Below are 18,661 nucleotides of genomic sequence, written 5' to 3' on the forward strand. Positions count from 1 at the left end.
TGGCCGCCGGCGACATGACCGTTACCTTTGTAGCCCGAAGCCGCGACGAGTTGGGCGACCTGGGCCAAGTGTTCAACGGCACCGTGGCGAAAATCCATGACTTGATCGAGCGCGTCGGGCATACCGTCAGCCAGGTCGAGTTGCAGGCCGGCCAAGTGGAAACGGTCTCGGCCCGGAGCAATCAGGCGGTCTCTGGCCAGCGCATGCAGATTGAGCAGGTGGCGACGGCCATGAATCAAATGTCCTCCACCGCCCAGGAAGTGGCGCGCAGTGCCGCAGCGGCGGTCAGCAGTGCCCACAGCGTCAACGATGAAACCGTCAACGGCCGCGGCCTGGTGCAATCCCAGCAGGGCAGCATTGCACGGCTGGCCTCGGAGATCGACCAGTCGGTTAGGGTGATCAACCAGTTGGCCACCGACAGCCAGTCCATCAGCAGCGTCCTGGAGGTGATCAAGAGCATCGCCGAGCAGACCAACCTGCTGGCACTCAATGCGGCCATCGAGGCCGCACGGGCCGGTGAGCAGGGACGCGGCTTTGCCGTGGTGGCCGACGAGGTGCGAACCCTGGCCCGGCGGACCCAGCATTCCACCGAAGAAATCGAGCAAATGATCAGCCGCCTGCACAGCGGCGTGGCCGCAGCCGTGAAGGCCATGGGCACCAGCCATGAAATGGCCAGCGGCACCGTGGAACAGTCGGACAAGGTCCAGCAAGCCTTGGAAAATATCCTCGGTGCCGTGGGCATGATCGTCGATCAGAATCAGCAGATCGCCGCAGCGGTGGAGCAGCAGACCGCCGTTGCCCATGACATCGACCAGAATATCGTCGAAATCAATCGTGCCGGCGAGCATGCTGCCCAAGGCGCGCATCAGACTGAAGCGGCGAGCCGGCAGCTGTCGATACAGGTGATCGAGTTGAAGCAACTGATCGGGGCCTTTCGTGTGTAAGTCGATGGCGTAGGATTGGTCTTGGGTTGGTGTAGTGCCTGTCCTGATTTCCTGAAGTGCCTTTTATGCGCGGGTGAATGAGTGAAAATTTGTGTCACTCAATCAGGTCCAAGAGAGGCACGACGATGAGCATTGCAGTCGGCATCAAGGGGCACTGCGCCCATTGCGACATCACGTTCGAACTCAAGCCTTGGCAGTTGAATGCCATCGCCATTGAAGAACCCTTTGATTGCCCGTATTGCCAGCGCGTCCTGGAATTGAACTGCCCCCGGCAGTTGCGACATTTCAAGGCGCTGGACCACTGGGCGCTGGTACGCCCGAGCATGGCCGTGCTGACTTGCGTGGTGCTGATCGTGGCGCTGGTGACGGAGTGGATTGGCCTGATCAGTGTGGTCGGGCAGCTCAACGTGTCATTGGTGGTGCTGCTGGTGCACTTCCTGGTGCTGCGCTATGTCCGCCATCGGCAGCGCATGACCTTGAACCTGCAAGCGGTGACCCCGGTACTACCAATTGAACAGCTCGCACGCATTGCGTGTGCTCGCCTCGGCCAGCGCTAGGGGCCTGGTGCCCATGCGCTCGGCCAGGGCAGTGCAGATCGCCGGCAGGTGCTCCGGGCTGTTGCGTTGGCCCGGGTACATGGCCGGCGCCATGTCGGGGGCGTCGGTTTCCAGTACGACCGCGTTCAGCGGCAGCTGTGCCAGCACTTTATGCATGCGCAGGGCCTGGGGCCATGTGGCTGCGCCGCCCAGGCCGAGCTTGAACCCGAGCTTGATGTATTCATGGGCTTCTTCCCGGCTGCCGGCAAACGCGTGGATGATGCCGCCCCGTGGCAGGCGGATGCGCTTGAGCGTGGCGATCACGGCCGCGTGGCTGCGGCGTACGTGGAGCAGCGCTGGCAGTTGGAAGTCCACTGCCAGCTTGAGCTGGGCTTCGAACAGGCCTTGCTGGCCTTCGCGATCCAGCTGTTCAAGAAAGTAATCCAGGCCGATCTCACCTACCGCGCAGAGTTGTCGATGGCCGTGCAGGCGGGTTAACCAGTCGCCCAACTCCGTCAGGTCGGCGGGTTTGTGCTCATCGAGGTACACCGGGTGCAGGCCAAAGGCCGCGAACAAACCGGCATCCGCCTGCACCAGATCCCATAGCCGCTGCCAATTCTGCTGATACACCCCCAGCACCACCATGCGCCGCACGCCCAATGCACGGCTGTGGGCGAGGACTTCCCGGCGATCGCTGTCGAAGTCCGGGAAGTCCAGGTGGGTGTGGGTGTCGATCAGCTCCACGCTCAGGCCTCGTGGATACGCTGCTTGAAGGTCCGGCCGATGGCGTGCACGCCCGGTTGGTACTGTTCTTCTTCAATGGCGGCCAGGGCCAGGCGCAGGGCGGTGTCGGCAATCAGCTGATGTTGCTGGGCCATGGCGTTGACCGGCAGCGGCAGGAAGTCCAGCAACTGGGTGTCACCAAACGTGCCCAGGCGCAGCGGGCGTGACTTGAGCGGGAAGTCATGCAATGCGTCGAACACACCTTGCAGCAGCACGTAGGACGTGGTCACCAATGCGTCAGGCAAGTGCCCCAGTTGATGCAGAAGTTGCTCCATCAGCTGTCGGCCACAGTCGCGGCTGAAGGCTTCGCCGTGTTCGACGATGACCTCGCCGGTGAAACCGTCAAGCGCTTCACGGAAACCGGCCGCACGCTCCTGGCTGATGCTCAGCTCGGGCCGCGCGCCAATCAGCACGATTTGCTTGGGCAGCGGTTGCAGCAAGCTGCTGGTCAATTGCTGGCAGGCTTGGCGGTCGTCGCTGACCACCGAGCAGAACTGGTCCGCCCCCATCACCCGGTCGATGGCAATCACCGGCAAACCCTTGGCTTGCAGCTCGCGGTAACTGTCATCGCTGGCCGGCAGGCAACTGGCGACGAACAGCGCGTCGCAACGGCGGGCGCGGAACAGTTGCAGCAGTTGGCGCTCGCTGTCGGCTTCATCGTCTGAGCTGGCGATCAGCAACTGATAGCCGCGTGCCCGCGCACCTTGCTCCAGCAGCTTGGCGATGCGTGCGTAACTGGGGTTTTCAAGGTCCGGGAGGATGAACCCCAGGGTACGGGTATGCCGGCTGCGCAGCCCGGCGGCCTGGGGGTTGGGTGTAAAGCCATGGGCTTCGACCACGGCACGCACGCGCTCGACGGTCGCGCTGCTGATGCGTTGCTGTGCGGCTTTGCCATTGATGACATAGCTGGCGGTGGTCACGGACACACCGGCCAGACGTGCGATATCACTGAGTTTCAAACCGGGATTTCCTTGTTTTTTGGAGCTCGCCCCGACATTTTGTCCAATCGTAACCGATTCCTGCATACGACTAATGTCCCAGCTCAAGTGCCGAGTGGTCCTTCAAGGATGCGCAATTAACGCGTAACCTGCCATAAATTCTAGATTAAACGTTTCAGCCAGCGTATTTTTACGACGTTAGCCACTGAGTGCCTACTGCCAATTGACTACTCAGTCAGCTAGTCCGGAACACCATTACACTGTTTTATTCAAAACAATACCTAGTGCGTCCATCGCACTAACTAGGAGAACGGCATGCTTGAGCTCACTGTAGAGCAGATTTCCATGGGCCAGGTGGCTGTGGATAAATCTGCTGCCCTGCACCTGCTCGCTGACAAACTGGTGGCTGATGGCCTGGTCGCCGAGGGGTATCTCAGCGGCTTGCAAGCCCGTGAAGCCCAAGGCTCGACCTTTCTTGGCCAAGGTATTGCCATCCCCCATGGCACCCCGGAAACCCGCGACCAGGTGTTTTCCACCGGCGTGCGCCTGTTGCAGTTCCCCGAAGGCGTGGACTGGGGCGATGGGCAGATTGTGTACCTGGCCATTGGTATTGCCGCCAAATCCGACGAACACCTGCGCCTGCTGCAACTGCTCACCCGCGCCCTCGGTGAAACCGACCTGGGCCAGGCGCTGCGTCGCGCCGGCACGGCTGAAGCCTTGCTGAAACTGCTGCAGGGCGCACCCCAGGAGCTGGCGCTGGACGCGCAGATGATCAGCCTGGGCGTATCTGCCGATGACTTCGAAGAGCTTGTGTGGAGAGGTGCACGCCTGCTGCGCCAGGCCGATTGCGTCAGCAATGGGTTTGCCGCTGTGTTGCAGCAGGTCGATGCGCTGCCCCTGGGGGACGGCCTGTGGTGGCTGCACAGCGAGCAGACGGTCAAGCGCCCGGGCCTGGCGTTTGTTACGCCCGATAAGCCCATGCGCTACCTCGGCCAGCCCCTTAACGGCCTGTTCTGCCTGGCCAGCCTGGGTGAAGCCCATCAGGCCTTGCTTGAACGCTTGTGCGCCTTGTTGATTGAAGGTCGTGGCCAGGAATTGGGGCGCGCCACCAGCAGTCGCGCGGTGCTCGAAGTGCTCGGCGGCGAGCTGCCACCTGACTGGCCCAGCGCCCGCATCACCCTGGCTAACGCCCACGGCCTGCACGCACGGCCGGCGAAGATCCTCGCGCAATTGGCCAAAAGTTTTGAAGGCGACATCCGCGTGCGCATCGTTGACGGCCCGGTGGGCGCCGTGTCGGTGAAGAGCCTGAGCAAGCTGCTGAGCCTTGGCGCCCGGCGCGGCCAGGTGCTGGAGTTTGTTGCCGAACCGACCATCGCCGGTGATGCATTGCCGGCGCTGTTGGCGGCGGTCAAGGAAGGCTTGGGCGAAGAGGTCGAGCCACTGCCGACTGTCAGCGCGCAGCCCGAACCCCTCGATATTGCTCCGGTGCTCAGCGCACCGCCGAGCGGCAGCCAGATCCAGGCCATTGCCGCAGCCCCCGGCATCGCCATCGGCCCTGCGCATATCCAGATCCAACAGGTCTTCGACTACCCCCTGCGCGGCGAGTCCTCGGCCATTGAGCGCCAGCGCCTGCAAGACGCCCTGGCTGATGTGCGCCGCGATATCCAGGGCCTCATCGAGCGCAGCCAAGCCAAAGCCATCCGTGAGATTTTCATCACCCACCAGGAAATGCTCGACGACCCGGAGCTGACCGACGAAGTCGACACCCGTCTCAAGCAAGGCGAAAGCGCCGAAGCCGCCTGGATGAGCGTGATCGAGGCCGCCGCCAAGCAACAGGAGTCGCTGCAGGACGCACTGCTCGCCGAGCGCGCCGCCGACCTGCGTGACATTGGTCGCCGGGTGCTGGCGCAACTGTGCGGCATCGAGACGGCCCAGGAGCCCACCGAACCCTACATTCTGGTGATGGACGAAGTCGGCCCTTCAGACGTCGCGCGCCTGGATCCGACGCGTGTCGCCGGCATCCTTACCGCCCGTGGCGGCGCAACGGCCCACAGTGCCATTGTCGCCCGCGCCCTTGGCATACCCGCGTTGGTAGGCGCCGGCCCGGCGGTGTTGCTGCTGGCCTCCGGTACGTCTCTGCTGCTGGATGGCCAGCGCGGTCGCCTGCATGTAGACCCCGACGCAGCCACCCTGCAACGCGCCACCGTCGAGCGCGATACCCGTGAGCAACGCTTGCAGGCCGCCTCGGCCCAGCGCCACGAACCGGCGCTGACCCGTGATGGTCACGCCGTGGAGGTGTTCGCCAATATCGGCGAAAGCGCCGGTGTGGCCAGCGCCGTGGAGCAGGGCGCCGAAGGCATTGGCCTGCTGCGCACCGAACTGATTTTCATGGCCCATCCGCAAGCCCCGGATGAAGCCACCCAGGAAGCCGAGTACCGCCGTGTGCTCGACGGCCTGGGGGGCCGCCCGCTGGTGGTGCGCACCCTCGATGTGGGCGGCGATAAACCGCTGCCGTATTGGCCGATTGCCGAGGAAGAAAACCCCTTCCTCGGCGTACGCGGTATTCGCCTGACCCTGCAGCGCCCGCAGATCATGGAAGCGCAATTACGCGCACTGCTGCGCTCGGCGGATAACCGCCCGCTGCGCATCATGTTCCCCATGGTCGGCAGCGTGGATGAGTGGCGTGCCGCCCGCGACATGACCGAACGCCTGCGCCTGGAAATCCCGGTGGCCGACCTGCAACTGGGGATCATGATCGAAGTGCCGTCCGCCGCGCTGTTGGCGCCGGTGCTGGCCAAGGAAGTGGACTTCTTCAGTGTCGGCACCAACGACCTAACCCAGTACACCCTGGCCATCGACCGCGGCCACCCGACCTTGTCGGCCCAGGCCGATGGCCTGCATCCGGCGGTATTGCAGTTGATCGACATCACCGTGCGCGCGGCCCATGCCCATGGCAAATGGGTCGGTGTGTGCGGCGAACTGGCGGCGGACCCGCTGGCGGTGCCGGTGCTGGTCGGCCTGGGTGTGGATGAGTTGAGCGTGTCGGCCCGCAGCATTCCCGAAGTGAAGGCGCGGGTGCGTGAATTCAGTCTGAGCGAGGCCCAGGGCCTGGCGCAAAAAGCACTGGCGGTGGGTTCGCCCGCCGAAGTGCGTGCCCTTGTGGAGGCCGTGTAGATGGCAAGGATTCTGACCCTGACGCTGAACCCGGCGTTGGACCTGACGGTACGCCTGGCGCACCTGGAGCCGGGTGAAGTCAACCGCAGCGAAACCCTGCTCACCCATGCCGCCGGCAAGGGCGTGAATGTGGCGCAAGTCCTGGCCGACCTGGGCCATCAAGTGACCGTGGGCGGTTTTCTCGGTGAGGACAATCCCCAAGCTTTCGAGGCGCTGATTGCACAACGTGGTTTTGCCGACGCGTTTATCCGCGTGCCCGGCGAAACCCGCAGCAATATCAAGATTGCCGAGCAGGACGGCCGGGTCACCGATATCAATGCGCCAGGGCCGTTGGTCAGTGAGCAGGCGCAGCAAGCGTTGCTCGACCAATTGACGCGCATTGCGCCGGGCCATGATGCGGTGGTCGTCGCCGGCAGCTTGCCGTGTGGCGTCAGCCCGCAGTGGTTGCAGGGGCTGTTGGAACACCTGAAGCGTCTGGGCTTGAAAGTCGCCCTGGACACCAGCGGCGAGGCGTTGCGTGCCGGTCTCAAGGCTGCCCCGTGGTTGATCAAACCCAATACCGAAGAGCTCGCCGAGGCCCTGGGCGATGCCACGAACGTCATCAGCCAACTGCATCAGCAGGGCGTTGAACATGTGGTCGTCTCCGACGGTGCCGCGGGCGTGAGCTGGTACAGCCGGGCTGCGACCCTGCATGCCACGCCGCCCAAGGTGACGGTGGCCAGTACGGTAGGCGCCGGCGACTCGCTGCTGGCCGGGATGCTCCACGGTTTGCTTGAGTCTGAAGCGCCTGAACAAACCCTGCGCCGCGCCACGGCAATTGCTGCCATGGCGGTGACACAGATCGGTTTCGGCATCCGCGACGCCGCGCAGCTGGCGCGTCTTGAAAGCGGCGTCGCTGTACGCCCGCTGACAGAACAATAAGAGGGATTGTCATGAAGTTAGCCATTGTTACTGCCTGCCCCAACGGCATGGTCACCAGTGTGCTGTGCGCCCGCTTGTTGGACGCTGCCGCGCAACGCCAGGGCTGGAGCACCAGCGTCGAGGTGGTGGACGTACAGCGCCCGGAGCGCCAGTTGTCCCAGGCCACCATCGACGACGCCGAATGGGTGTTGCTGGTCAGCAGCACGGCGGTGGATATGCAGCGGTTTGTCGGCAAGCGGGTGTTCCAGAGCACACCGGCCCAGGCGCTGGCGGATGTCGAGGCGGTGTTGCGCCTAGGCGCTGAAGAAGCCCAGGAGTACGTCGCCAGCCAGGCACCGACTGCGTCGAAGCATGCGCCGCGTATCGTCGCGATTACCGCCTGCCCGACCGGCGTGGCGCATACCTTCATGGCCGCCGAAGCCTTGCAGCAGACGGCCAAGCGCCTGGGCTATGACTTGCAGGTCGAGACCCAAGGCTCGGTCGGTGCGCGTACGCCGTTGAGCCCCGAGGCCATCGCGAATGCCGACGTAGTGCTGCTGGCGGCCGACATTGAAGTGGCCACCGAGCGTTTCGCCGGCAAGAAGATCTACCGTTGCGGCACCGGTATTGCGCTCAAGCAATCCGAGGCGACCCTCAACAAGGCCCTGGCCGAAGGCGCGGTGGAAAGTGCCGCCAGCGGTGCCGTGGCCAAGCAAGAAAAAACCGGCGTCTACAAACACCTGCTGACCGGTGTGTCGTTCATGTTGCCGATGGTGGTGGCGGGCGGTTTGCTGATCGCCTTGTCGTTCGTGTTCGGCATCCATGCGTTTGAGCAGGAAGGCACGTTGGCGGCGGCGCTGAAAACCGTCGGCGACCGCGCCTTTATGCTGATGGTGCCGCTGCTGGCGGGTTATATCGCTTACTCGATTGCCGACCGCCCAGGCATTGCCCCCGGCATGATTGGTGGCCTGTTGGCGGGCACTTTGGGAGCCGGTTTTATCGGCGGGATTTTCGCCGGGTTTCTTGCCGGTTATTGCGTCAAGCTGATCACCCGTGCGGTGAAGTTGCCGCAGAGCCTGGAAGCACTCAAGCCGATCCTGATCATCCCGTTGCTGGCGAGCCTGTTCACGGGCCTGGCGATGATCTACCTGGTGGGGCCACCGGTGGCGCGCATGCTCACGGGCCTGACCGATTTTCTCGCGACCATGGGCACCACCAATGCGGTGCTGCTGGGCATCCTGTTGGGCGGCATGATGTGTGTCGACCTGGGCGGGCCGATCAACAAGGCGGCGTATGCGTTTTCCGTCGGCTTGCTGGCGGCACAGAGCGGCGCACCGATGGCTGCGACCATGGCGGCCGGCATGGTGCCGCCAATCGGCATGGGCATCGCCACGTTCCTGGCGCGACGCAAGTTCGCCCAGACCGAACGCGAGGCCGGCAAGGCCGCGATGATCCTGGGCATGTGCTTTATCTCCGAAGGCGCGATCCCGTTTGCCGCCAAGGACCCGTTGCGAGTGATCCCGGCCAGCATCGCCGGTGGCGCGTTGACCGGGGCGCTGTCGATGTACTTCGGCTGCAAACTGGCAGCGCCCCACGGCGGCCTGTTTGTGCTGGTGATCCCGAATGCGATGAACCACGCGCTGCTGTACCTGCTGGCAATCGTTGCCGGTAGCCTGCTGACCGGTTTGGTGTATGCGCTGATCAAGCGTCCGGAAGCGGTGGAGCTGGCTGTCGCACCGGTGTCATAAGCGCATGCTTTAGTGGCCCTTTTGATACTCAAGAGGGCACCTGCATGAGCCACTTCGATCTCGGCCGTCGCCGTGTGATGCAAGCCGTCGGCGCCGGCCTGTTGCTACCGGGCCTGGCCCCGGCGGTGATCGCGTCGGTCAAGGACCGGCCGCAACTCACCGACGGCGTGCAGTCCGGCGACCTGCTCAGTGATCGCGCGATGATCTGGAGCCGCAGCGACCGCCCGGCGCGCATGGTGGTGGAGTGGGACACCCGCAGCGTGTTCAGCAACCCGCGCAAATTCGTCTCGCCCCTGGCCGATAACCGCACCGACTTTACCGCCCGCGTCGAACTCACCGGACTGCCCGCCGACCAGGCGATTTTCTACCGCGTGCACTTTGAAGACGCCCAGACCGGCGTCGCCAGCGAGCCGTGGTTCGGCCACCTGCGCAGCGTGCCGCAACAGCGCCGCGACATCCGTTTTGTGTGGAGCGGCGACACCGTCGGCCAAGGCTTTGGCATCAACCCGGACATCGGTGGCATGCGCATCTACGAAGCCATGCGCCTGCGCCTGCCGGACTTCTTTATCCACAGCGGCGACACCATCTACGCCGACGGCCCGGTGCCTGCGCAATTGCCCACCGAAGGCGGGCGCATCTGGCGCAATATCACCACCGAAGCCAAGAGCAAGGTCGCCGAAACCCTCGACGAATATCGCGGCAATTACCGCTACAACCTGCTGGATGAAAACGTGCGTCGCTTCAATGCCGAAGTGCCGCAGATCTGGCAGTGGGATGACCATGAAGTGGTGAATAACTGGTCGCCCGGCAAGCAACTCGACGAGCGCTACCAGACCAAGGACATCAACACCTTGGTGGGTCGTGCACGCCAGGCCTGGCTGGAGTATTCACCCATGCGCCGGCAAAGCGCGGACGGCGGCGGGCGGATTTATCGCAAGCTCAGTTATGGCCCGTTGCTGGATGTATTCGTGCTCGACATGCGCAGCTATCGCGGCCCCAACGATGACAACCTGGGCGGTGAAAAACCCTTCCTTGGCCGCGAGCAGTTGGACTGGCTCAAGCGCGAACTCAAGGCCTCCCAGGCCCAGTGGAAGGTGATCGCCGCCGACATGCCCATCGGCCTCGGTGTACCCGACGGCGAAGTCAGCCCCGGCGTACCGCGCTGGGAAGCCATTGCCAACAATGACCCAGGCCCGGCGCAGGGCCGCGAGCTGGAAATCGCCGAATTACTCGGCTTTCTGCGCGCGCAGAAAGTGCGCAATCATGTGTGGCTGACGGCGGATGTGCATTACTGCGCGGCCCATCACTACCACCCGGATCGGGCGGCGTTCCAGGATTTCGAGCCGTTCTGGGAGTTTGTCGCCGGGCCTCTGAATGCGGGCAGCTTCGGTCCGAATCCCTTGGATAAAACCTTTGGCCCTGAGGTGGTGTTCGAGAAGGCCCCGCCTGCGCAGAACACCTCGCCGTTTGCCGGGTTTCAGTTTTTTGGCGAAGTGCAGATTGATGGACAGACAGCGGAGTTGACCGTGATTTTGCGCGACCTGGATGGGGTCTCGGTATTCGAACAGACGCTGCAACCGGTCTGACCTGAAATGCAATCTAAATGTGGGAGGGGACAAGCCCCCTCCCACATTGGATCACATCAGTAGACATCCCGGCGGTAGCGACCTTGTTCGATCAAACGCTCCACCGTCTCACTCCCGAGGATGTCGACCAGCGCCTGGTCCACGCCCGTCGCCATCCCCTGCAAGCTGCCGCACACATAAATCGCCGCGCCGTCCGCGAGCCATTTACGCAGGACATCGGCGGATTCACGCAGGCGGTCCTGCACGTAGATTTTCTCCTCCTGATCCCGGGAAAACGCCAGGTCCAGCAGGGCCAGGTCACCACTGGCCAGCCAGCCTTGCAGCTCGTCCCGGCACAGGTAGTCGTGGGCGAGGGTGCGTTCGCCGAACAGCAGCCAGTTGCGCTGCTGGCCATCGGCAATGCGCGCCTTGAGCAAGCTGCGCAAACCGGCCAGGCCGGTGCCGTTACCCAGCAGGATCAATGGCACCGGCGCCTCCGGCAGGTGGAAGCCACTGTTACGGCGCAAGCGCAGGCTGATCGCCGAACCAATGGCCGCATGTTCGGTGAGCCAGCCCGAGCCCACACCCAGGCTGCCATCGGGGTGGCGTTCCTGGCGCACGATCAATTCCAGCACGCCGTCGCTGGCAATCGAGGCGATGGAGTATTCGCGCATGCCCAGGGGCGCGAGCGCGTTCACCAGCGCTTGAGCGTGCAGGCCCACCAGATGCGCCCGGTTGTCCGGCAGTTGGCGGGTCGCAAGGGCCTGGTTGAGGGTGTGTGGCAGGCCGTCGATCAGCACGCCGTCAGTGCCGATCAGCCCCAGGCCTTCGAGGAAATGCTCGATGGCCCACGGGCAATTGCGCGGCAGGATTTCCACCAGGTCGCCGGCCAGCCAGTTTTGTTTCGATGGCGATGTGAGGCCCAGCAGGTAGACGTCCGAGCTGGCGCTGCCGGGGTTGAGCAGGGTGCGCTGGCTCAGCGTCCAGTTTTCATACTGGGCGGTCGGCCAGGCGGCGGCGGGTGCCTGGCCCGTCAGTTGTCCAAGCTGTTGTTGCCAGTGCAGCAGGGCGGCACTGTCGCCGCTGTCCACTTCCACCGGGGCGAACAGTGGGTTACCGCCCTGGTGGGTCAGCCAGAAATGCAGGCGCCGGGCAAAGCCACAGAAGTGTTGGTACTGGCGATCACCCAGGGCCAGTACCGAGTAGTTCAGGCCTTTGAGTGACAGATCCTGGCCGAGCACGCTGCGCTCGAAACCGCGGGCGCTGTCGGGGGCTTCGCCGTCGCCGAAGGTGCTGACTACGAACAGCGCATTTTCCGACTGGCGCAAGTCGTCCTGGCTGACACTGCCCAGAGGCTGCACCTTCACCGGCAGGCCGGCCGCCTGCAATTGTCCGGCGGTCTGCCAGGCCAGTTGCTCGGCAAACCCGCTCTGGCTGGCAAAGCCGATCAGCCAGGCCGGGGCATCACTGCGGTTGGCACTGAGGCCTTTGCGTGCGTCGCGCACCTGGCGCTTTTTGCGCCGACGGTCCAGGTAAAGCAGCCAGCCGGTGATGAAGAACAACGGCATGAGCAGCGAGCTGAAGGTGAGGATAATGCGCCCCGCCAGGCCGAAATAACTGCCGGTGTGCAGCGCGTAGATGCTGGTGAGTAACTGCGACTTGAAGGTTTTGCCGGCGTACGTGTCATGGGATTTGACCTCGCCGGTGGCCGGGTCCAGGTTGATCTGGTTCAGTGCGCGGTCGTGGGGGGAGTCTTTGAGCAGGTAATAGACGATGGCGGGTTGCCCGGCGACGGCTGGCATGCGGATGTTATAGGCACTCAAGCCTGGGCCGGCGTTGCTGTAGATGCTGCTCCAGATCGCGTCGTAGTTGGCCACCGGTGCCGGGCCTGCGGGCGGTGGGCCGCGCTTGCGCATTCGTTCATTCTGCGGCGCGTCGGACAGCAGTTTGGTCAGGCCCTGGCTGTACCAGTCGTAGGACCAGGACAGGCCGGTCAGTGCCGCCAGCAGGTAGGCCAGCAGGCACCAGGTGCCGAACACCGAATGCAAATCCCAGTTGAAGCTGCGGCCCTTTTTGCGCCAGTCCAGCGTCAGCCAGGCACGCCAGTTGGCGACCTGGCGCGGCCAGCGCAGGTACAGGCCGGACAGGCAGAAGAACACCAGGATCAGCGTGCAGGCGCCGGTGATCTGCCGGCCGGTTTCGCCCATGGCCAGGAAGCGGTGCAGTTGCAGGATAAAGCCGAGTACATCCTGGCCGACCGCGTCGCCCATGTAGTCGCCGGTGTAGGGGTCGAAATAGCGCATCTGGCCACGGCGCTCACCCGACGGCGGGGTGAAGAACACGCGGGCGGCGTTGCCGCTTTCGCTTTCCACCCACAGCATGGACACGGCCTTGCCTTCGGTGGCTTCCAGCTTGCGCACCAGCTCGGCGGGCGGCAGCACGCCGGCTTCGCGTTTCTCCACGCTCAACACGCTTGGGTTGAGCGCCCGCAGGATCTCATCCTGAAACGAGACCGCAGCCCCGGTGATCCCCATCAAGGCCAGCACCAGCCCGGCAGTGATGCCGAAGAACCAGTGCAACTGGAACAGGGTTTTCTTCAACACGTCGGACCGCCTCGTCTATCTGAATATGTAGGGCACGGCGCGCATTATGCCGTGGGTTGTCGAGAAACATTCTGTTTGACACGCAAAAGCCCCACGCATCCGATGCGTGGGGCTTTGTGGGCTGCTGACCGTTTAGAAGTGGACGCTCGTGGACAGCAGCGCCGTGCGGCCCGCCGCCTGGTTGGCGAAGTGCGAGGCGTAGGCTTTGTCGTAATAGGTCTTGTCTGTCAGGTTCTGCACGTTCAATTGCAGGTCGACGTTTTTGCTCAGCTTATAGCTGGCCATGGCGTCGTAGCGGGTGTAGGAGGGCACATACACGGTGTTGGCCGCATCGCCGTAAACCTGATCGACGTAGAACGCGCCACCGCCGATGGTCAGCTTCGGGGTCAGGTTATAGGTGGTCCACAGGCTGAACGAGTTCTCCGGCGTGTTGGGCATTTGGTTGCCTTTGTTGGAACCGGCCTGGACGACGCCCTGGCGGTTGCCGTTTTTGCCTGGGTCAACCAGTTCGGCTTTCAGGTAGCTGTAGCCGGCGAATACTTGCCATTGTTCGGTGATCTTGCCGCTGGCGGACAGTTCCAGGCCATCGACCCGCGACTCGCCTGCCGTTTCGTAGGTGTTGGAGTCCACCAGGATGCGGGTGTTTTTCTTCTCGGTACGGAACACTGCGGCAGACAGGGACAGGCGGTTGTGGAACAGGTCCCACTTGGTGCCCAGCTCGTAGTTGACGGTTTCTTCGGGCTTGAGGTCGCTGGTGTTGATGCCGGTAGGAATCGCATTGTTGTCGACCCCTTCGCCCACCAGTCCACCTGCCGGTGAGGCCGAGGTCGCGTAGGAGGTGTAGATGCTGCCGTTCTCCAAAGGCTTCCAGACCAGGCCCGCCTGCCAGTTGAAGAACTGGCTGTCGTCCTTGACCTTGCTGCGTGCCCTGACCGTCGAGGTCGGTACGGCGTTGGTGTTGGCTTCGGTGTCGAAGGTGTCGTAGCGCAGGCCGACGTTCAGCAGCCATTTCGGATCGAGTTCGATGGTGTCGAACACATAGGCGGCACGGCTGGTGGCCTTGGTGTTGGTGCCGTTGTAATTGCGCGCGATGCTGCCGGTCCAGGCGTCGTCCGGATTCGGGTTGCTCAGCGAGGTGCACTGTCCACCCCGGCCGCCGCCGGCCACGGTGCACGTCGGGTTGCTGTTCGGTGTGACGGTGTAACCGCTGACGCGGGTTTCTTCGCCGGTGAATTCCAGGCCGGTGGAGTAGCTGTGCTTGAAGCCAAGCGCCTGGAAATTGCCGAACAGATCTGTCTGGTTGGTGGTGGTCGTGGTGGTGGAGACGCGAGTGTTCGCGCGACGCCACACGGTGCCGAAACGGTTGACGTTGCGTTGGCTATCGTCCGGCTGCGTGAGCACGTAGTCCTGACCGGTGCTGCCATGGCGCAGGGTGTTTTTCAGCGTCATGTCGTCGTTCAGGTCGTGCTCGATGGAGAACGTGCTGATGTCCGCGCGGGTCTTGCGGAAGTCGCGGTCCTTGAGACCGTAGAAGTTATTGCTGTCGCCGCCGTCGGTGGGTTTGTCGTGCGCGTGAGTGGTGGCGGTCGAAGAGCTGTAGCCATACGGAATGCCTGAATCCGGCAGGTCATTGCTTTCCATATGGTAGTAGCTGAGGTTGACGCGGGTCGGCGTGCCCAGGCCGAAGGTCAGCGATGGGGCCACGCCCCAGCGGTCGTAATTGACTGCGTCACGGCCAGCCACGTTCTGTTCGTGGCTCATCAGGTTCAGGCGGAACGCGGCGCTGTCGTCGAGGAACTGACGGTTCACGTCGAGTACATAACGACGAGTCTGGTCGGAACCGTAAGTGAAGCCGCCGTTGGTGAAGTCCCGGGCTTGCGGGGTCTTGCTCACCAGGTTGAGGCTGCCACCGGCCGAGCCACGACCGCCGAAGGAGGAGTTCGGGCCTTTGCTGACTTCGATGGACTCGATGTCGAAAATCTCACGACTCTGGCCGCCGGTGTCGCGCACGCCGTCCAGGTAGGTGTCGCCCTGGGCGTCGAAACCACGGATGAATGGACGGTCGCCCTGTGGGTTGCCGCCTTCGCCGGCGCCGAAGGTAATCCCCGGTACGGTGCGCAGGGCATCCTGCAACGAGGTGGCGGCGGTGTCCTTGAGGACTTGTTGTGGCACCACGGTCACCGAGCGCGGCGTGTCCACCAGCGGCGCGGTGTATTTTTGCGACGAGGCTTTTTCGACCTGGTACGCGGTGTTGTCCTGTTCTTCGCCGGTGATGCTGGTGGCGCCGAGGGCGATGCTGTTGCGCTGGCCTTTTTGTTCAGTGTCTTCGGCCGCCTGCGCCAGATGGGCGACAGAGCTGGCGCTGAGCGCAACGCCGATGGCCGAAGCCAGCATACGGGGTGAGCCAACAGGTGTTTTTGTGGTGGTGCGCGACATGACGTGTCCTTTCCCCAAGGAGGTGAGGCCGCGGAATATAGGGCGAACAAGACTTTCTATCAATTGCGATACATTACTATTCGCACTGAATTTACATTCTTTACACTTTTACCTTACGGTTTTTACGTTCTCGTTCGTCTCCGGCGTTTTACAGGGCGGATAAGAATCAATACCATTGGCGCCTCTTTGCCTACAGGTATTGCCCCATGTTGCTGCACATTCCCGGCCTGTTCTCTCGCGAGGAAGTGCAGCGCATCCGCCACGCCCTGGAAACCGCCGATTGGGCCGATGGCAAAATCACCGCCGGGCACCAGTCCGCCAAAGCCAAGCACAACCTGCAATTGCCCGAAGGCCACCCGCTGGCCAAGGAGATCGGCGCGGCGATGCTCGAACGGTTGTGGAAAAATCCTATGTTTATGTCAGCGGCGTTACCGCACAAGGTCTTCCCGCCGCTGCTCAATTGCTACACGGCCGGTGGCAGCTTCGATTTCCATATCGACAATGCCGTGCGCCAGGCCAGGGGCAGTCATGAGCGGGTGCGTACGGACCTGTCGTCCACGCTGTTCTTCAGCGATCCGGATGACTATGACGGCGGCGAACTGGAGATCCAGGACACTTTCGGCCTGCAGCGCGTGAAGTTGCCGGCCGGCGATATGGTGCTGTACCCAGGCTCCAGCCTGCACAAAGTCAACGCCGTGACCCGAGGTGCGCGCTATGCCGCGTTTTTCTGGACCCAAAGCCTGGTGCGCGAAGACAGCCAGCGCACCCTGCTGTTCGATATGGACGGCGCCATCCAGCAACTGAGCCGTGATGTGCCCGACCACCCTGGGCTGATCCAGCTCACCGGCACCTATCACAACCTGTTGCGTCGCTGGGTCGAGGTCTGACATGGGCTTTTTATTGCGCCGCGAAGAAGTGCTCAACGTTGAGCAATTGCAGGGCATGCTCGACGACTCGCCGGTGCGTGCGGCCCAGGCGATTCTGATCGCGGCCAAGGAGGGCGTGGTGGATGCCCAGGCCTTGCTCGGGCAAATCCTGTTGGAAGGCCGCGGTATTGCGCGCGATGAAGCGCTGGCGCTGCGTTGGTTCCAGATTGCGGCGCAGGGCGGGCATTTAATGGCGCGCAATATGGCCGGGCGTTGCCTGGAGCATGGCTGGGGGTGTGCCATCGACGAAGCGGCGGCTGCGCGGGAATACCGCTTGGCGGCAGACGCGGGATTGGATTGGGGCCAGTACAACTATGCCAATCTGCTGGCGACGGGCCGGGGTGTTGCCGAGAACCCGCAGCAAGCGCTGGCCTTGTATCGGCAAGCCGCAGAGCAGGGGCATGCCAAGTCGATGAACCTGCTGGGGCGCTACCTGGAAGACGCTCAGGTTTGCCCGAGGGACCTGGAGGCGGCTGTGGAGTGGTATCGACTTTCAGCCGAGGCCGGGGATTTTCGCGGGCAGTTCAGTTACGCGGCGGTGTTGGCCGACAGGGGCCAGGTCGAGGCGGCGCTGGAGTGGTTGCGCAAGGCGCTGGCGGGCGGAAATCTGAAGTTCCTGCTAACAGCGCACACGGCCTTGGCGGCGGCGAGTGATCCGCGGGTTCGAGCGCTGGCCGAGGCCTTCCGCCAACGGGCCGTGAGCCTTGCCTGAGGCATAAAAAAACCCATGACATGTCATGGGTTTTTTGTGCGTGGGCGTCTTACACGTAGAACGACTTCAACGGCGGAAAGCCATTGAACTCAACCGCGCTGTAGCTGGTGGTGTAGGCACCGGTCGACAGCCAGTACAAGCGATCACCGATCGCCAGGTTCAGCGGCAGGCCGTACTTGTAGTTTTCGTACATGATGTCGGCGCTGTCGCAGGTCGGGCCGGCGATGACCACTTCTTCCATCTCGCCTTTCTTCTCGGTCCAGATCGGGAACTTGATGGCTTCGTCCATGGTTTCGATCAGGCCGGAGAACTTGCCCACATCCGTGTACACCCAGCGCTCGACGGCGGTACGGGATTTACGGGCAACCAATACCACTTCACTGACCAGGATGCCGGCGTTGGCGATCAGCGAACGGCCTGGCTCGAGGATGATTTCCGGCAGGTCATCGCCGAAGTCTTCCTTGAGGAAGCGGATGATTTCTTCGGCGTAGGTTTCCAGGCTGTTGGTGCGGGTGATGTAGTTGGCCGGGAAGCCGCCGCCCATGTTGATCAGCTTGAGGTGGATGCCGTCTTCTTCCTTCAGGCGTTCGAAGATCACCTTGACCTTGGCGATTGCCGCGTCCCACACGCTGATGTCGCGTTGCTGCGAGCCAACGTGGAACGAAATGCCGTAGGGCACCAGGCCCAGGTCACGAGCGAGGATCAGCAGGTCCATGGCCATGTCGGTCTGGCAGCCGAATTTGCGCGACAAAGGCCAGTCAGCGGTGGTCGAGCCTTCGGTGAGGATACGTACATACACTTTCGAACCCGGCGCGGCCTTGGCGATGTTGCGCAGGTCGGCTTCGGAGTCGGTGGAGAACAGGCGCACGCCCTTCTCGTAGAAGTAGCGGATGTCCTTGGATTTCTTGATGGTGTTGCCGTAGCTGATACGGTCGGCGCTGACGCCGCGGTCCATGACCTTGTCCAGCTCGTAGATCGAGGCGATGTCGAAGCTCGAGCCCTTGTCTTTCAACAGGTCGATGATCTCCACGGCCGGGTTGGCCTTGACCGCGTAATACACCTTGGCGAATTCGAAACCGGCGCGCAGGTCATCGTAGGCCTGGCTGATCATCGCGGTGTCGATCACCACGAACGGGGTTTCCTGTTTGTCGGCGAACGCCTTCATTTTGTCAAAAGTGGCGCGCGCGAAATAATCTTCGACGTTGATCGACATGCTGGGAACTCCTAAGGGCAAACTAAATTGATCAATGGGTGCAAATGAACGTCCTCCGTATCCCCACTTTGGTTCGCCTACTTCCCAAGGCATGTCGCCGAAAGCAAAAAGGCCATGGGAATAGTCGCTTCCCTTGGCCTTGCTGTCTCGTCGTCAGTACTTGAGCCGGATGGATCGTTTCCA

General features: G+C 62.9%; 13 protein-coding genes. 8 read left to right on the plus strand and 5 right to left on the minus strand.

The window, feature by feature from the left end:
* Positions 1-239 precede the first annotated feature (239 nt).
* Together BB029_RS34105 and BB029_RS05490 are read left to right on the plus strand one after the other, a co-directional pair.
* A complete protein-coding gene (locus BB029_RS34105) occupies positions 240-944 on the plus strand; it encodes a methyl-accepting chemotaxis protein (protein WP_370671242.1) in 705 nt (234 codons plus the stop codon).
* Positions 945-1,069: 125 nt separating this feature from the next.
* The gene (locus tag BB029_RS05490; protein ID WP_065938489.1) at positions 1,070-1,501 is read left to right on the plus strand and encodes a hypothetical protein; all 432 of its coding nucleotides are present in this window, start codon (positions 1,070-1,072) and stop codon (positions 1,499-1,501) included.
* On the opposite strand, the gene BB029_RS05495 is transcribed toward BB029_RS05490, so the two are convergent.
* Positions 1,448-2,224 (minus strand): TatD family hydrolase, encoded by a 777-nt coding sequence (locus tag BB029_RS05495; RefSeq protein ID WP_065938490.1) that lies wholly within the window; start codon positions 2,222-2,224, stop codon positions 1,448-1,450. The genes BB029_RS05490 and BB029_RS05495 overlap by 54 nt on opposite strands.
* A 2-nt stretch (positions 2,225-2,226) precedes the next feature.
* Positions 2,227-3,222 carry a catabolite repressor/activator gene (cra, locus tag BB029_RS05500; RefSeq protein ID WP_065938491.1) on the minus strand — a complete coding sequence of 332 codons (996 nt, stop codon included), beginning with the start codon at positions 3,220-3,222 and terminating at the stop codon, positions 2,227-2,229.
* Between the two features lie 294 nt (positions 3,223-3,516).
* On the opposite strand from cra, the gene ptsP reads away from it, so the two are divergent.
* Genes ptsP through BB029_RS05520 form a run of 4 tightly spaced genes read left to right on the plus strand, consistent with a single transcriptional unit; the run spans position 3,517 to position 10,609 of the window.
* Positions 3,517-6,375 (plus strand): phosphoenolpyruvate--protein phosphotransferase, encoded by a 2,859-nt coding sequence (gene ptsP, locus BB029_RS05505; RefSeq protein WP_065938492.1) that lies wholly within the window; start codon positions 3,517-3,519, stop codon positions 6,373-6,375.
* Positions 6,376-7,296, plus strand: a complete 921-nt coding sequence (gene pfkB / locus BB029_RS05510) for a 1-phosphofructokinase (RefSeq protein ID WP_065938493.1) — start codon at positions 6,376-6,378, stop codon at positions 7,294-7,296.
* An 11-nt stretch (positions 7,297-7,307) separates the two neighbouring features.
* Positions 7,308-9,023 (plus strand): PTS fructose-like transporter subunit IIB, encoded by a 1,716-nt coding sequence (locus BB029_RS05515; protein ID WP_065938494.1) that lies wholly within the window; start codon positions 7,308-7,310, stop codon positions 9,021-9,023.
* A 44-nt stretch (positions 9,024-9,067) separates the two neighbouring features.
* Positions 9,068-10,609 (plus strand): alkaline phosphatase, encoded by a 1,542-nt coding sequence (locus BB029_RS05520; protein ID WP_065938495.1) that lies wholly within the window; start codon positions 9,068-9,070, stop codon positions 10,607-10,609.
* A 56-nt stretch (positions 10,610-10,665) separates the two neighbouring features.
* On the opposite strand, the gene BB029_RS05525 is transcribed toward BB029_RS05520, so the two are convergent.
* Complete coding sequence (locus tag BB029_RS05525; protein WP_065938496.1) at positions 10,666-13,191, minus strand: sulfite reductase flavoprotein subunit alpha; 2,526 nt, start codon at positions 13,189-13,191, stop codon at positions 10,666-10,668.
* Between the two features lie 132 nt (positions 13,192-13,323).
* On the minus strand, positions 13,324-15,627 hold the full coding sequence (locus BB029_RS05530; RefSeq protein WP_065938497.1) for a TonB-dependent siderophore receptor: 2,304 nt from the start codon (positions 15,625-15,627) through the stop codon (positions 13,324-13,326).
* 206 nt (positions 15,628-15,833) lie between these two features.
* Here BB029_RS05530 and BB029_RS05535 point away from each other — a divergent pair, with 206 nt between their 5' ends.
* Together BB029_RS05535 and BB029_RS05540 are read left to right on the plus strand one after the other, a co-directional pair.
* Positions 15,834-16,514 carry a Fe2+-dependent dioxygenase gene (locus BB029_RS05535; protein ID WP_065938498.1) on the plus strand — a complete coding sequence of 227 codons (681 nt, stop codon included), beginning with the start codon at positions 15,834-15,836 and terminating at the stop codon, positions 16,512-16,514.
* A gap of 1 nt (position 16,515) precedes the next feature.
* The gene (locus tag BB029_RS05540) at positions 16,516-17,265 is read left to right on the plus strand and encodes a tetratricopeptide repeat protein (protein WP_065938499.1); all 750 of its coding nucleotides are present in this window, start codon (positions 16,516-16,518) and stop codon (positions 17,263-17,265) included.
* A gap of 49 nt (positions 17,266-17,314) precedes the next feature.
* Here BB029_RS05540 and BB029_RS05545 read toward each other — a convergent pair whose 3' ends face one another.
* Positions 17,315-18,478, minus strand: a complete 1,164-nt coding sequence (locus tag BB029_RS05545) for a type III PLP-dependent enzyme (RefSeq protein WP_014716890.1) — start codon at positions 18,476-18,478, stop codon at positions 17,315-17,317.
* Positions 18,479-18,661: the final 183 nt, after the last annotated feature.

Origin of the sequence: Pseudomonas sp. S3E12 (assembly GCF_001702295.1) — a bacterium.
Classification (GTDB): domain Bacteria; phylum Pseudomonadota; class Gammaproteobacteria; order Pseudomonadales; family Pseudomonadaceae; genus Aquipseudomonas; species Aquipseudomonas marginalis.

What these genes read in the sequence shown, in the direction of transcription:
- BB029_RS05540 (WP_065938499.1), top strand. Translation starts at nt 16,516, where the DNA reads ATGGGCTTTTTATTGCGCCGCGAAGAAGTGCTCAACGTTGAGCAATTG.
- BB029_RS05520 (WP_065938495.1), top strand. Translation starts at nt 9,068, where the DNA reads ATGAGCCACTTCGATCTCGGCCGTCGCCGTGTGATGCAAGCCGTCGGC.
- BB029_RS05535 (WP_065938498.1), top strand. Translation starts at nt 15,834, where the DNA reads ATGTTGCTGCACATTCCCGGCCTGTTCTCTCGCGAGGAAGTGCAGCGC.
- BB029_RS05545 (WP_014716890.1), bottom strand. Translation starts at nt 18,478, where the DNA reads ATGTCGATCAACGTCGAAGATTATTTCGCGCGCGCCACTTTTGACAAA.
- BB029_RS34105 (WP_370671242.1), top strand. Translation starts at nt 240, where the DNA reads ATGTCCTCCACCGCCCAGGAAGTGGCGCGCAGTGCCGCAGCGGCGGTC.
- pfkB (WP_065938493.1), top strand. Translation starts at nt 6,376, where the DNA reads ATGGCAAGGATTCTGACCCTGACGCTGAACCCGGCGTTGGACCTGACG.
- BB029_RS05530 (WP_065938497.1), bottom strand. Translation starts at nt 15,627, where the DNA reads ATGTCGCGCACCACCACAAAAACACCTGTTGGCTCACCCCGTATGCTG.
- BB029_RS05515 (WP_065938494.1), top strand. Translation starts at nt 7,308, where the DNA reads ATGAAGTTAGCCATTGTTACTGCCTGCCCCAACGGCATGGTCACCAGT.
- ptsP (WP_065938492.1), top strand. Translation starts at nt 3,517, where the DNA reads ATGCTTGAGCTCACTGTAGAGCAGATTTCCATGGGCCAGGTGGCTGTG.
- BB029_RS05490 (WP_065938489.1), top strand. Translation starts at nt 1,070, where the DNA reads ATGAGCATTGCAGTCGGCATCAAGGGGCACTGCGCCCATTGCGACATC.